The sequence below is a fragment of the Arthrobacter sp. GW460-12-1-14-TSB2 genome, from assembly GCF_059423525.1.
On the sequence record NZ_JBWKYC010000002.1, the window covers coordinates 484,045 to 497,489 of the forward strand.

Genomic DNA, 13,445 nt, shown 5'->3' on the forward strand with positions numbered 1-13,445 from the left:
AGTGCCCATCTTTCATGCGCTGAACATATCCGGGCCGCGTGTCGACCAAGCCGACAGGCCCCATTTTCCGCAAACGACGCGTCGAACGTCGGGCTGCGAATGTTGTAACGGTGCACCCCGGGACAGTGGGGGAGGGGACTGGCAGAAGACTCCTTAAGCTGTCAAAGCCGGCCGGGGATACGTTCCCTGGCATCCAAATAGGCCGTCAGCGCGCTCCCTGTTGCGTTCGGCGGCGGCGGTTCACGGTGTCGGAAACTGCTACGCCTATGAGGGGAAGGACGGCCCCCATAGCGGCAACGAAGGCCGGGAAGAGAAAGCTCAAATTTGCCAGCACCACCAAGGCTCCGATGCCGGCGAGATCAGATGGTTGGCGTTGGCCCAGTACCTGTCGAATAAAGAAGCCCCGGCCGGCAAGGAAGAGAGCCGGCCCACCAAAAAGAAGTAGAACGGTGGCCAGATCGGGGCGGGCGGCCGGATCGCTGATCACGAGCTGATCACCAACCGCCACTAGGATCAGGCCTGCCAGCAACATGACCAAGGTGTTGCCCGCCAAAATGCCGTGCCGGAACTGATCATCGACAGAAGCAAGCTTTTCCAGAATGTCCTGTTCGAGGCCATGGAAGTAGCACCACCAGATCGCGACGCTTCCGGCCAAACCTACGGTCCCGGTCAGAAATATCAAGGGGTCCTCCAGATTGCCTGAAATCGCCAGGCCGGTTGAAAGGATCGTCTCGCCGAGCGCGATCAGGTAGAACAGCCCGAACCGCTCAAAGATCCTCTCTCCCGGGAGCGGGACACGGCTGCCTTCGGTTTTCCGGCCCGGCAACCGGTGGGCCACCATATGGCCACCCAGATCGATCGCGGCAGCGACACTCCAGAACATCAAACGCGGCCCCGGAGCGAAGAAGACGCCGGCAATCCAAAAAGGCGCGCTCATACACCCCCAAATCAGCGTGCGCACGAAGTGGTCGTGGGTGGTCCGGTCAAGTCCGGCAGTGAGCATCCACGCACCTCGGCCCAGCTGGACCAGGAGGTAGCTCGCAGCAAAGAGCCAGCCGAAGTCACCAAACGCTGAGCCGACTGAGGCGTTCATGAACAGTGTGACAAGCATGATGACCAGCAGCATCCACTGCACCTCAAGCCGCGAAGTGTCCAGCAACGTCACCGACCAGGTCGTGTACACCCACACCTTATAGACCGCAAGAAGAAGCACAAATGTCTCACCGGCCCCCACCCATGAAGGATGCTCCAGCAAATGATGGGACAGTTGCGATAGCGCGAAGACAAATACCAGGTCGAAGAATAACTCAAGGCGCGTGACCCGGTCTTCGGAGGTTGCGTAACGCATCAGCGACCTGGCACGGAACATCAGTAGCCTCCATTGGGCCAGGAGCGGGCGGACACCCCCTCCTCTTGTCGAAAAGACTGACAACGGTCAGCGGAGAAGTCAAGGGCGCCAACTCGCGGCGATCCGCTGACTCGACGTGGACGTAGCCGCGCTTCCTGACCCGCCAGACGACTCTCTCCCGCCCCGGTACCGGTAGACGGCCGATGTTAGCGAACTAGGTTCAGCGCCGCGTTGACGATGGACGCTTCGTCGATGCCGTGGATCCGGGAGGCGTCCTGGAGATCAGAGGACTGGCCGAAGTCCTTTACTCCCAGGGAGACTGTGCGGTCGCCTCGGGCACCGGCCAAGAAGGACAAGGTGTGGGGGGCGTCCTGGACGGTGACGAGGGGCGCGGGGGCGTGTCGTGGAAGGAGTGCGTCGATGATGTCGGGCCCACTGCTGCCCGTGGCGGCGTTTAGTGAGTTGCGCCGCTGGAGGGATTCGAAGACCAGGTCCGGGCTGGTGAGGCAGACGACGTCGGCCATGATGCCAAGTGCCTTCAGCCGGGCGGCGGACGCTATGACTTTGGGCATCATTGCGCCGACACCGACCAGAGTGACCCTGTCCTCCACTGGGTCGTGGTCGGTCAGCCGGTAACCGCCGGCCACCGCGTGCCTGCGGCGCCGCTCCTGCAGCACCGCATCCGTCGGCATGGCCGCGTGAGCCTGGTCCAGTGGACGGGTCGTGAGCCGGAAGTAGGCCGAGCGTCCTCCGGGAATGCCTATGGGGCTCATGGTTTCGAGCATGCACCATTCCAGGTCCTGCGCGAAGGCTGGCTCCCAGGCCGTGCACTCGGGCTGTTCCAAGCCGATGGATGGAGTGGTAATGGACTGTTGCGCGCCGCCCTCCGGTGCCAGAGTCACCCCTGACGGCGTCCCAACCCGGATTGACTGGCCGCCGGCGTACATGCCGAGGGACCACGGTTCGAGGGCGCTGGCCACGAACGGGTCGTACATGGTGGCGATAGGAATCAGCGGCCGGCCCCACCGCTCCAGGTTGTTCCGAGTTCCGAGACCAGGCCCACCCAGGTTGCTTTCGGCTATGCCGAGTTCGATATGCTGACCCTCCGAGTTTTCAATCCAGCGGAGGATCCGTTCGAGGTCTTCCGCGAGCCAGTCCTGGCGTTCACCGACGGACCACACTCCGGTTTTGTTGATCCAGCCGCCAAGGTTGGTTGAGGACGCGACGTCGGGACTGCACGTGACAACACGGTGGGCCACCTCCGGCGCTGCCCGTTTCAGGTCGGACAGGAACCGTCCCAGGGCGGCTTGGGTGGAAATTCTGTCGCCGTAGCCCCATGGCAGGGAAGCCGGGATCTGGAGGGACGAGGCCAGTGCGGGTTGCCGGCGCTTGAGCCGGAGGGATGTCCGGGCGCAGGCCCGTTCTTCCACGGTGCCCGGTGGAATTTGCGCCAGGGATTACCAAGGTCCATTCCGGAGGTCTCCGCGAGTGTTTCCATCTGACCTTTGGTCAGGAGCGCTGAGTGGTTGTTGGGGTGTCCTTCGGTGGCAAGGCCGCGGCCCTTGATCGTGTAGGCAAAGATGACGGTAGGCCGGGTGGATCGACCTGGTTGTATGAGAGAGCTGAGGCTCAGGGTGAGGAGACTACTGCACGAAATGAGCGGTCCGGGATCAAAGAATGCACGCTTTGGAACACTTGCCCGCTTCCTTGCGCGACCATCAACCGTAGGATTTTGAAAGCGGCCGGGCGGCATTTGACCGGGCAACTCCTGGTGGAAGGTTTCGGCCGTTTGTGACGCCATGACGCGGCGCCGCGATTCCTAGAGACCATTCCCTGCCGCCACTTGGTGGTTCCTTCCAGGGATACCGGCCGTGAATCGAACTGCCTATGAGCACTACCAGAACAGGAACGACCCCATGATCACCGCCAACACCACGCCGACTTACCACGTCACGGCCGACCAGCCCCAGTTGGTCGCCGAACGCCTTGACGCCGCGGAGAAATCGGCTCAGGAACGGGCTCTGAGGGAGGGACGTCACGGAATTCTTGTGGCGCGCTATGGGCCGACCTCGTTCGCAGTAACTCTGAGCACAGACGTTCCCTACGGCATCACTCTGGAACGCGATCTCTCGCCTAGGACCGATCCAGTGCCGGGAAAAACGATGTGCGGCCAGCCCGATCCCGGGCATTCCCTGCCGCGTTATGGCGTGCGGTAGACGAACATCTAGCGATGCTTACCTAATTCCGAATCGAGCACGGAAGAAGACTCGCATGTCACCAGACGCGATACATCAACGCGGTGCCCCACGACTGTTGCGGCAGCATAACGCGCTCTTGGAATCATCACTTTCTCGGCGCCCGGAGTTCACATCTCCGGCGTGGACTGACAACGGCCAACCTTGGACAACCCCTGACGGTCGACGGTTGCTGGCCGTTCTATCCCTCGAGTTGGTATCGGTGTTGTCATTGCTCCTTCCTTTGCTATCTGGTCTTGAGCCGTGGAACGGCCTCGAGGTCCCCACCAGAGTGTCGGCCCTCGCCTCGATCCTGCTCCTTCCGGCCGTCCTTCATGCCGCTTGGCGCCTTATTCGGCAACAGCGCCGCGACCGGTTGGAGGCGTCAATTACAGCCAGCCTCATGGAACCAGTACTAAGCACGACCCGTGAATGGCTGTGGGCCGTGGGAGCAGACGGTAGGTTCACCTTCTCAAGCCGGGCGAGTCGGGAACTACTTGGTTTTGAGCCCTCCGAGTTGGTGGGACGCCCGTGCAGTCTCGTCATCGACCTCGCTGACCTCAAGACCGCGCGGAAACCAGATGCACGCGCGGGCCGGGAAGGACTTTTGCTTTCGGCCCGCCACCGCGGTGGTCGGAGCCTGAGCATCGAGGTCTTCTGCCGGCGCCGATTCGACAGGGAGGGCCGAGGATCAGGATTTGAGGGAATCGCGCGACCGCTGGATGTTTTCATGGCAGAGAGCCCTGCAGATTTGGAAATCCAGGCGCGCCTCGATCGCCTGTTCGCCACTCGGACACTGATCACGGCGTTTCAGCCCATCTGTAATTTGGGAACCGGCGAGGTTGTCGGCGCCGAAGCGCTCACTCGCTTCGTCAGCGCTCCCTTCAGGTCGCCCGATCAGTGGTTCATCGAAGCGGATTCAATCGGACGTGGCCCCGAACTCGAATTCCTTGCCCTGGAAACGGCGATGCAGGCCGCAACGGATCTTCCCGACCACATCTATGTAGCCGTCAATCTCTCCCCGTCGGCATGCCTCGACCCGAGGCTGAGTGATATCGTGACGAATTCCGGTCTGGACCCCACGCGGATCGTCGTAGAGCTGACCGAGCGCTCAGCCGTGGCTGACTATGCACGTCTCGCGGCAGCACTGGCCCCACTCAGAAGCGCTGGCGTACGCATAGCTATCGACGACGTCGGAGCCGGGTTCTCATCCATGCGTCACATCCTTAGGCTCAGCCCGGAACTCATCAAACTTGACCGGACCATCGTTGCGGGCGTCGACTGTGACCCCAACCAGAGAGCCCTGTGCACGGCTATGGTCAGCTTCGCGTCACAGATCGGGGCAAGCCTTGTCGCCGAGGGAATCCAAACCAATGCAGAATTAGCCGCCGTTACCGAGATGGGCGTGAACACCGGGCAAGGCTACTTACTGGGTAGACCATCCCTGCTTTCATCGGATTGGTCCCGTTGGAGTCAGCGGAACCGGTCTTCAGTGAATGGTGATACGGATGGTCTTGACACCTAAGAGCCAATCCGCCGGAGCCGGCCGGGCTCCCATCAATGGCAGCGGATACATCGTCCTTCGACGCGGCCCCGCCTCGTCGTCGTAGCGTCCGGCCTCGGACCACAAATAGCCCTCGAGGCTCCGCACGGATCCATGGAAGCACTTTCGCTGGGTAGGAGAATCACCCGGGAGACCCTCCGGGTCAAAGAAAAGAAGGAGCGGACCCGCGTCGTACCCTCTTTGGGGCACATTTGGTCCCGGGTCCAGAAATCCATGACAGCGTCGGCACCTTCGAAGCGGACGAGTCGTGTGGGACCCATCAGATATCGAGGCAGGCGGGGAGTCCGGCGAAAGCGTGGAACGGACTATATGCCAGGCGGGATTCTGTCCGGCCGATTCACAGCCCGGTCAATTTTCTTAGTTCGGCGGCTCGAGTCCGCAGGAGTTCCGGTTTCTCCTGCGCGTCCACAAGCGAGAGCCCTGTTAGTTCCCTGACGGCACGCCGCATGGCTTGCAGGCTTGTGAACCCGCTGGCACCCGCTATGTCCGTCAGAGAGCGTTTCCATGAGGTTGCTTCGGCGAGGAGCTCAAGGGCTTCCAAGGTCCGCAGAGCGCGGATGTGTCCGCTGACCTGGAGCCCTTCGTCTTCGAAGAGGTAGTAGAGGGCACGGCGTGAAAGAAATGAGTAGGCCACGACCTCGTCAACTGTGAGGGCAGGGTTTCTGAAGTTCCTGCGCACGAATTTCTTGATCGCTGCGATGCGGGCCAGTTTTATGTCGCCGGGATCGGCCGTGGTTTCGAGCAAAGAGCTGACCAAGGCCGTCATCATCGACCGGACGACCGGTTGAAGACGCGGCATCTCCTGGGCTATGACCGACTGCTGCCAGCCGGACAAGGCTGGAAGAATCAGCCCACGCATAATGGGGTTTTCTCTGATGTCGGCCAATCCCTGCAGCCGTTTGACGGATCTGTCGTCCAAGCCGAGCAGGCTCCGGTCGAAATGAACCCGCACAGCGCTTAAGCCGGCGGGCGCATGGAAGTTTCCCGGCAAAGAAAGATCAAAGAACCTGACTGTTCCGGGAGAGACGGCCTCGGAGCGTCCTGAGAAGCTGAACTTGTCACATGAAGTCCTGAAATACACGAGCCAGTCGCTGGGATTCGTGTCCCCGTTCCAGTAGCAACTGGCGGGTTCATTCGTGACGTCAACAAGACTGAAGCCCGGGCTCTCGAGGCTCAGGGCGGTTGGATTGAAGCCGGATCGCACTAGCTTGTCGGTTTTTTCCAACCGAACGGGAGCGTCAATCGCGCTGCCGTACCAGCTCCGCCAATGTTCGAATTTTTCGTCGGGGTTCAGCCCGGCCGGAACACTATAGCGTCTGATCTGATCGTGCGGTGACCTGTCCGGATCGCCGGCGACGTCGTCGTCGCGAAACACTTCATCCATGGGCTTGGGACCTTCCAGCTGAACCGAGATCCAATGAGCCCAGTGTGCAGCAGCAAGTGATCGTGTTGTATGGGTTGTCGATCGCCAGTAGATTCTACCCGCGGCCGGTCAGCTGGCGTGCCGATGACGGTCGGTCGACTTGGGCGGTGCTGGCCAATAGATCCGCTGTTCGCTGAGGTTGGGTGGAGCTGACAGCAATTGGTCCACTGGATCCACCGCCAGTCCGGCGTCCAGGGCTCGAAGTGCAATCCCGGTGGCGGGAGACCCGGTCCTTGAACTCGCCAACACCAGCTTCTCCGTCACAGCGGGGGCGCCGCTTTCGTATACTGCCTCCCTAAGGCCGGCCAGCAAAAAGTCGGCGGCACCCGGCCACCGGGTTCTGACAGTGACGAACTCAGGTCGAAGGAGGTGGATGCTCGCTAACAGGGTTTCTCCTATGTACCGACCTGCCTGTCGCAGAGCCCTGACTGCAGCCGCATCGCTCCGCCGGACAGCATCGCTGATCGCGTCCTGTTCGTCTCTAAAGTCTGACGAGAGGCCCGCAATTATTGCCTCTTCCCCTGCGATAGCCTGCAGGCAATTCATGATGCCGCAAGCACAGGCCCGCATCGACGTGCCCTTCACCGGCGTGTGCCCGAACGCCCCCTTGGAAGTCCTGAGAACCCCCAGCGTCCTACCGTGAACCAGCACGGCACAGTCAATGGTCTTTCCCACGTCCAGGAAGAACATGTTCTGCAGACGAGGGTTTCGCGACAGGGCCTCCGCCGTTGCCATGGCCCCCAGCGCGGAGTCGACGACGACCGGGCGGCCAGCAAAATATTCAGGCCATTCCAGATCCGGCGCACCTTCATCCAGAACAACGCCCGTTGCTACGAGCTGGACAGGAAGGTGGTCCATGGAATTCAGGAGCGAATACGCCGAAGCCAGGCAGGAATCCAAGATAGCGGCAGACCCGCCACGTACGGTTGCCACCGGCTTCGTAGCAGATAACGGCTGTCCGGAAAGGTCGAATGCCTGTACCTTTGCCTCGCTGGCACCCAGCAGGACGCTCATAACCGCTCCGCCGTTCGGCATGAGTCGATACTGAGCGGATCGCCGGCCACCCGTCGAGGGCGCCTCGTTGGCGGGACCAATGAGTCCCCGCGACTCTAAGGTTCTCATCCTGTCTGTCGTTGCGGCCCGCGAAAGGCCAGTCAGTTCTGAAAGCCGGGCACGGGTCAACGGTGACGTGCCACGAAAATGCTGGAAGACCTCTCCCGCCGAAACGCGAGGGGGAACGGTCATAACTTCAGTCCTTGCTGCTGAAGGCGGCGTCGAAGCTGGTCTGGGAGGCGGGGAAGTCGAATTTTTTGAGGGCGGCGAGGGCTTCGGGGGCGCCGTGGAGGCGGTCCATGCCGGCGTCTTCCCATTCGACGGAGATGGGACCGTCATAGCCGATCGCGGTGAGGGCGCGGAAGGACGATTCCCAGGGCACGTCGCCGCGGCCGGCGGAGACGAAGTCCCAGCCGCGTCGGGGGTCGCCCCAGGGCAGGTGGGAGCCCATGACGGTGTTGCGGCCGGTGGGGCGGAGCTTGGTGTCCTTGCAGTCCACGTGGTAGATCCGGTCCTTGAAGTCCCAGATGAAGGAGACGGGGTCGATGCCCTGCCACATGAAGTGGGACGGGTCCCAGTTCAGCCCGAACGCGGGCCGGTGGCCGATCGCTTCGAGGGTGCGGACGGTGGTCCAGTAGTCGTAGGCGATCTCGCTCGGGTGGACTTCGTGGGCGAAGCGGACGCCGCATTCGTCGAAGACGTCCAGGATGGGGTTCCAGCGGTCCGCGAAGTCCTGGTAGCCGGCCTCGATGACCTTTTCGGGGACGGGCGGGAACATGGCGACGTACTGCCAGATGGAGGAGCCGGTGAACCCGACGACGGTGTCCACGCCAAGGGCCTTGGCGAGCCGGGCAGTGTGTTTCATTTCTTCGGCGGCGCGGGTGCGGACGCCTTCGGGGTCGCCGTCGCCCCAGACCTTGGATCCGACGATCGCTTCGTGGCGGAAGTCGATGGGGTCATCGCAGACGGCCTGGCCCTTGAGGTGGTTGGAGATGGCCCAGACCTTCAGGTTGTATTTGTCCAGCACGGCGAGTTTGGATTCGACGTAGCCGGGTTCGTCCCAGCGCCAGGCGTCCAGGTGGTCACCGGAGACGGCGATTTCGAGGCCGTCGTAGCCCCAGCCGGAAGCCAGGCGTGCGACTTCCTCGAAGGGGAGGTCGGCCCACTGGCCGGTGAACAGGGTGTACGGGCGGGGCATGTCAGTCCTTTAGGTGAGTTGGAATGTTAGGTGAGAGGCGTTAGCGGAGTTACGGCGAGAGGAACAGCTAACAGCGGTTCCGCTCCTGTCAAGAATTCCTTTACATGGACTTCTTTGTTGTGAGCTTCGAGATCCTCGTTATCAGCCCAGCCTTCGAAGAGGATGAAGGTGCCGGGCCGCTGCCCGTCCGAGAATACGGTGTACTCCAGGCATCCTGGGTCGTTTCGGCTTAGCGTCTGGAGAGAGTGAAGGGCGTTTCGAAGTTCGGCTTCGTGCCCTGCTTTGGCGACGAAGACCGGCATTAGCCAGACTCCTGCCGTCTCTTGGCGGTCCGGGAGGGGATTGAGCATCAGTCTTCCTTAGTGATGGTCGGTGAGTTTGGGAGGGACGGTTCTTGCCCGTCCCTCCCAAGAGGATTAATCGGTGATCAGTGGAACCTGGACCCATGACTCTTTTTGAGCGGATTCGACGATGGCGTCGTCGATGAGCGCGGTCTGGTAGCCGTCGGCGAAATTGGGGCTTACTGATCCGCCTTCTGCGATGGCCTTGAAGAAGTCGTACGCTTCGATGATCTTCGTTTCCCCATAGCCGATGCCTAGAGCTGGAATGGGCCAGAGGCCTTCTCCGTATGGGTGAGCCGGCCCCGTGTACACGGTCCGGAATCCCCGCCGGTCGGCCTGGTCCGAAGCGAAGCACACCTGCAGCTCGTCGCGTCGTTCGTAGTTGAAGACGATGCTGCCTTCCGTTCCATGGATTTCGAAGGTGATGTAGTTGTTCCTCCCATGCGCGTTACGTGTCGCCTCGACGGATCCCACGGCTCCATTTGCGAAGCGAATCATCGTCATGACTTCGTCGTCGACGTCAACCTGGCCACGCGGGCCTTCACCGCCGCGAACGGTGCCAAGTGCATCGGCACCGCCTGTTTGGAGGGGGCGCTCCGGGATCCAGGTCGACAGGACGGCATTGACTGCGCTGAACTCTCCGACAAGATACCTGGCCATGTCAATGACGTGTGTTGCGATGTCGCCAAGGGCGCCGGAACCGGCGACCGACTTCTGGAAACGCCAGGACAAGGGGGAGTTGGGGTCGGCGCTCCAGTCCTGCAGGTAGGTTCCGCGGAAGCTGAGGATGCGGCCTATGGATCCTTCCTCAATGTATTTCTTCGCCAGCGCGACTGCGGGGGTCCGCCGGTAGTTGAATGCGACCATGTGGACGATATTGGCGTCTTTGACCGCATCGTACATGGCCTTGGCTTCTTCGCCTGTGCGTGCAAGCGGCTTTTCGCAGATGATGTGCTTGCCTGCTTCGGCGGCGGCTATGGCGATTTCGGCGTGGAGGTGGTTGGGCGTGGCGATGTCTACGACGTCGATGTCCGGATCGTCGATGATGCTGCGCCAGTCCGAAGTGGAGTTCTCGAAGCCGAAGCGGCGGGCCGCTTCAGCAGCCAGTTCCGTGTTGGCTTCAGCGATGACTTTGCGGACCGGGAGCGCCGGTGCTGGCCAAAAGAACATGGGCATGGCGGCGTAAGCGAGGGAGTGGGCCTTGCCCATGAAGCCGCCTCCGATGAGGCCGACGTTGAGGTTTTGCATCTGGATCTTGTTCCTTCCGGAAGAAAGCGGGAGGTGCCGATTGTGGCTTTCCCTTGCGGTCAAAGTGGTGGATGGTTAGAGGAGCTTCTCGAGGTACTTCATACTCAGTTCGGCAGCTTCCCGGGGGTCCCCGTCGTAGTTGTCGAGTTCGACCATGAGCCAGCTGTCGTATCCGCTCTCTCGGATTGCGGCGAGGATGTCCGGGAAGTCGAGTTCGCCCTGGCCCAGGGGGAGGAAAGTAAACGGGTCTTGCCGGAAGTCCTTGAGGTGGACATGTCGGATTCTGTCGGGGTACTTCCGGATGACCGCGGCCGGGTCCGCTCCGCCGGCCGCGAGATGGGCGGTGTCCGGGCAGAAGCCGATTCGGGTCAGCGGCATCAGCTTGTCCAGCTCGTCCGGGCTTTCGACGATCGTGGTCAGGTGCGGGTGGTAGCTTGCTGACAGCCCGAAACTTTCCGCGATGTCCGTCACGCTGTCCAGCGCCCGGCCGAGGCGGTGGTAGTCCTCGTCTGTGGTACCTGCTGCGCGCCGTGCTCCACCTCCGACTACCAGTCGGTCAGCTCCGAAGTTCGCTGCTAGTTCGGCAGAGCGGTGGATTCTGTGCAGTTCATCGGGAAGGATGTCGGCATAGATGAAATTGGCGCCGGTATACACGCTAGTCAGGGAGACCCCGGAGCTGTTCAGGAGCTCTTTAAGCACCTCGGGCTTGTCTGCGTATTCCGCAAGGTTGCCGTCGAACATCTCGACGCCTTCGTATCCGACAGATGCGATGTCGTGGATGGCGTCCTTCATGGATCCGTGGGTTAGGTAGAAGAGGTCTTTGACGCTTGTCACGCCTCCGGGATGGCCGACAACGCCGCCCCAAGTGATGGAACAGTAACCAAGTTTCATTGCTTTTGCCTTTCAACTTCCGAAGGAAGGTTGGAAATATTAGAGGGGGATGTAGGTCCGGGGACGTTGACCCACACCTGCCGGGCGGCGGAGGTAACCAGTGCCTCAGTGAGGCGGGCTGCCCGGAGTCCGTCCCGAAAGGTGGGCAGCCCTTCGGGTTCTTGACCCTGGACGGCCGCGTATGCGTCCGCGACAAAGGCATTGAAGCTGTCCTGGTATCCCTGCGGATGACCCGGGGGGAGCCTGTTGTAGCGGCGTCCGCCAGAGGTGGTGAGGGTTTGCGGTCCGACGGCGATTTGGGCACTGGAGTCCGTGCGGCCGATGTGAAGTGTGTCCGGCCGCTCCTGGTTGAAGCTGAAGGAAGCTTCGGTCCCGTCGAACGAGAACCACAGGCGGTTTTTTCGGCCCGGGCTCACCTGGCTGACTACCAGGGAGCCTGTGGCTCCGTGGTCGGTCTCGAATAGGAGCGCGGCCCCGTCCTCGGTAGCCACGGAGGACAACTGTCCTCCGGTTTCGCGTTGGTCGTAAGCCCGGCTGGTCTTGGCCACTAGTCTGGTGATTCTGTGCCCTGTGGTGAATTCCATCAGGTCGCACCAGTGCACGCCGATGTCACCGAATGCCCTGGAGGCTCCTCCGAGCGTCGAATCGACCCGCCAGTTTGTGGCGTCTGCGCCGGCCAGCCAATCCTGAAGGTACGAGCCGTGGAGCAGCCAAAGCCGGCCGGCGTCACCGCGGAGGATACGATCGCGTGCTTCGCGAACGGCCGGATAGAACCGGTAGACGAAGGGCACAGCCGTGACGACGCCTGCCCTGTCCGCGAGGTCGGTCAGTTCGAGGGCGTCCTCAACACTGGTCGCGAGGGGCTTCTCACAAACCACGGCTTTCCCGGCTGCGATGGCCTTGCGTGCGAGGTCGGCGTGAGTGGTGTTGGGGGTGCAGATGTGTACGACATCCACGTCGTCTCTTGCGATCAGCGCCTCGGGGGACTCTGCCGCGGTTCGGGCGCCGAGTCCGGCTGCGGCTGCCTCAGCGGCAGCCGGACTGCGCCCGGCGACTGCACTGACTTCGCCCCCCGCTGCGCGCACTGCGTGCGCGTGGACGGAGCCCATGAATCCTGTACCGATAATTCCGGCTCGTAGTTTTAAGGTCACGGGTGCTATTTCTTCCGGGCGAGGGCGACGGCCAGGATAATGATGGCGCCGCGGACCACCTGCTGCTGGCTGCTGTCGAGGCCGGCCAGGATCAGTCCGTTGTTGATCAAGCCAATCAGGAGGGCGCCGAAGAGCGTTCCCATGATGGAGCCAAATCCGCCGAACAGGCTTGTCCCGCCGAGGATGACGGCGGCGATGGCGGAGAGCTCATCGCCCGATCCCCACTGGAAGCGGCCGGACTGGAGGCGGCCGGCGTACAGCATGCCGGCAACGCTCGCGACCATGCCGGAGATGAGGAGCACCTGGAATTTGATTCGTTTGGTGTTGATGCCCGTGAATTCCGCGGCGTTGCGGTTACCGCCGGTAGCTAGGACCTGTCGGCCGAACTTGGTGCGGTTCAATACGACGGCGCCGATGGCAACGAAGATAGCGCTCCAGACAACCAGGCCCGGTACGGGGCCGAAGTCACCGGATCCGAACAGCATGTTGAAGGTGTCATTCAGGATCGGCTGGGGGGCTGAGGCCGTGATCCACTGGGCGACTCCGACGGCGATACCCAGCATGCCGAGCGTCACCAGGAAGGAGGGGATGCCAAGGAGACTGACCAGTGCGCCATTTATTGACCCGACCACGAGGCCGACGGCAAGGCCGGCAAGGATTCCGGGGATCAGGCCCCACTGGGACAACGCCATGGCCGTGCAGACGCTGGACAACCCGGCCACCGATCCGACGCTTAGGTCGATTTCTGCACAAGAGATGACGTATGTCATACCTACGGCGATGACGGTGATTGTGGCAGTTTGCCGGAAAATGTTCAGCAGGTTGTTCGGCGACAGGAAGCCCTGATCGCGGAGCAGAATGGCGAAGAAGAGGAAGACGACGACAAAGCCGATGTAGATGACGTAACGTCGCCAGTCGAGTTCTTTCAGGATGGTGCCGAAATTGCGTGGTGCCGCGGTGTCCCGGGGCGCGATGGTGTTTGCCTTGCTCACTG

At 61.8% G+C, this 13,445-nt stretch carries 12 protein-coding genes and 1 pseudogene; 3 read left to right on the forward strand and 10 right to left on the reverse strand.

All coding sequences use genetic code 11. The features are described 5' to 3' along the window. Nucleotides 1–205: 205 nt before the first annotated feature. Together AC07YR_RS05520 and AC07YR_RS05525 are read right to left on the reverse strand one after the other, a co-directional pair. Nucleotides 206–1,369 carry a low temperature requirement protein A gene (locus AC07YR_RS05520; RefSeq protein WP_494733356.1) on the reverse strand — a complete coding sequence of 388 codons (1,164 nt, stop codon included), beginning with the start codon at nt 1,367–1,369 and terminating at the stop codon, nt 206–208. 185 nt (nt 1,370–1,554) lie between these two features. Next, nucleotides 1,555–2,778, reverse strand: coding sequence for a transketolase-like TK C-terminal-containing protein (locus tag AC07YR_RS05525; protein ID WP_494733357.1), 1,224 nt, complete (start codon nt 2,776–2,778; stop codon nt 1,555–1,557). 486 nt (nt 2,779–3,264) lie between these two features. Between AC07YR_RS05525 and AC07YR_RS05530 the strand changes: the two genes are divergently transcribed. The 3 genes and pseudogenes from AC07YR_RS05530 to AC07YR_RS05540 all read left to right on the forward strand — a co-directional run bounded on the left by AC07YR_RS05530 (nt 3,265) and on the right by AC07YR_RS05540 (nt 5,107). Then, entirely contained in the window at nt 3,265–3,564 is a 300-nt protein-coding gene (locus tag AC07YR_RS05530) for a hypothetical protein (protein WP_494733358.1), read from the forward strand. Between the two features lie 421 nt (nt 3,565–3,985). Then, nucleotides 3,986–4,288, forward strand: a pseudogene (locus AC07YR_RS05535) (PAS domain-containing protein); the annotation flags it as partial. A gap of 24 nt (nt 4,289–4,312) precedes the next feature. Further along, on the forward strand, nt 4,313–5,107 hold the full coding sequence (locus AC07YR_RS05540) for an EAL domain-containing protein (protein WP_494733390.1): 795 nt from the start codon (nt 4,313–4,315) through the stop codon (nt 5,105–5,107). Between the two features lie 376 nt (nt 5,108–5,483). Here the strand turns inward: AC07YR_RS05540 and AC07YR_RS05545 are convergent, their stop codons facing one another. From AC07YR_RS05545 to AC07YR_RS05580, 8 genes are all read right to left on the reverse strand, one after another. After that, entirely contained in the window at nt 5,484–6,530 is a 1,047-nt protein-coding gene (locus AC07YR_RS05545; RefSeq protein WP_494733359.1) for a helix-turn-helix domain-containing protein, read from the reverse strand. Nucleotides 6,531–6,638: 108 nt separating this feature from the next. Then, complete coding sequence (locus tag AC07YR_RS05550; RefSeq protein ID WP_494733360.1) at nt 6,639–7,583, reverse strand: ROK family protein; 945 nt, start codon at nt 7,581–7,583, stop codon at nt 6,639–6,641. 235 nt (nt 7,584–7,818) lie between these two features. After that, on the reverse strand, nt 7,819–8,820 hold the full coding sequence (locus AC07YR_RS05555) for a sugar phosphate isomerase/epimerase family protein (RefSeq protein WP_494733341.1): 1,002 nt from the start codon (nt 8,818–8,820) through the stop codon (nt 7,819–7,821). A 26-nt stretch (nt 8,821–8,846) separates the two neighbouring features. Further along, nucleotides 8,847–9,170, reverse strand: coding sequence for a putative quinol monooxygenase (locus tag AC07YR_RS05560; protein ID WP_494733361.1), 324 nt, complete (start codon nt 9,168–9,170; stop codon nt 8,847–8,849). 66 nt (nt 9,171–9,236) lie between these two features. After that, nucleotides 9,237–10,409: a levoglucosan dehydrogenase gene (locus tag AC07YR_RS05565; RefSeq protein WP_011691759.1), complete on the reverse strand. Its 1,173-nt coding sequence runs from the start codon at nt 10,407–10,409 to the stop codon at nt 9,237–9,239. Between the two features lie 75 nt (nt 10,410–10,484). After that, entirely contained in the window at nt 10,485–11,300 is an 816-nt protein-coding gene (locus AC07YR_RS05570) for a sugar phosphate isomerase/epimerase family protein (protein ID WP_011691760.1), read from the reverse strand. Further along, entirely contained in the window at nt 11,297–12,451 is a 1,155-nt protein-coding gene (locus AC07YR_RS05575; protein ID WP_494733362.1) for a Gfo/Idh/MocA family protein, read from the reverse strand. The genes AC07YR_RS05570 and AC07YR_RS05575 overlap by 4 nt, the downstream gene beginning before the upstream one ends. 5 nt (nt 12,452–12,456) lie before the next feature. Beyond that, on the reverse strand, nt 12,457–13,443 hold the full coding sequence (locus tag AC07YR_RS05580; RefSeq protein WP_011691762.1) for an ABC transporter permease: 987 nt from the start codon (nt 13,441–13,443) through the stop codon (nt 12,457–12,459). Nucleotides 13,444–13,445: the final 2 nt, after the last annotated feature.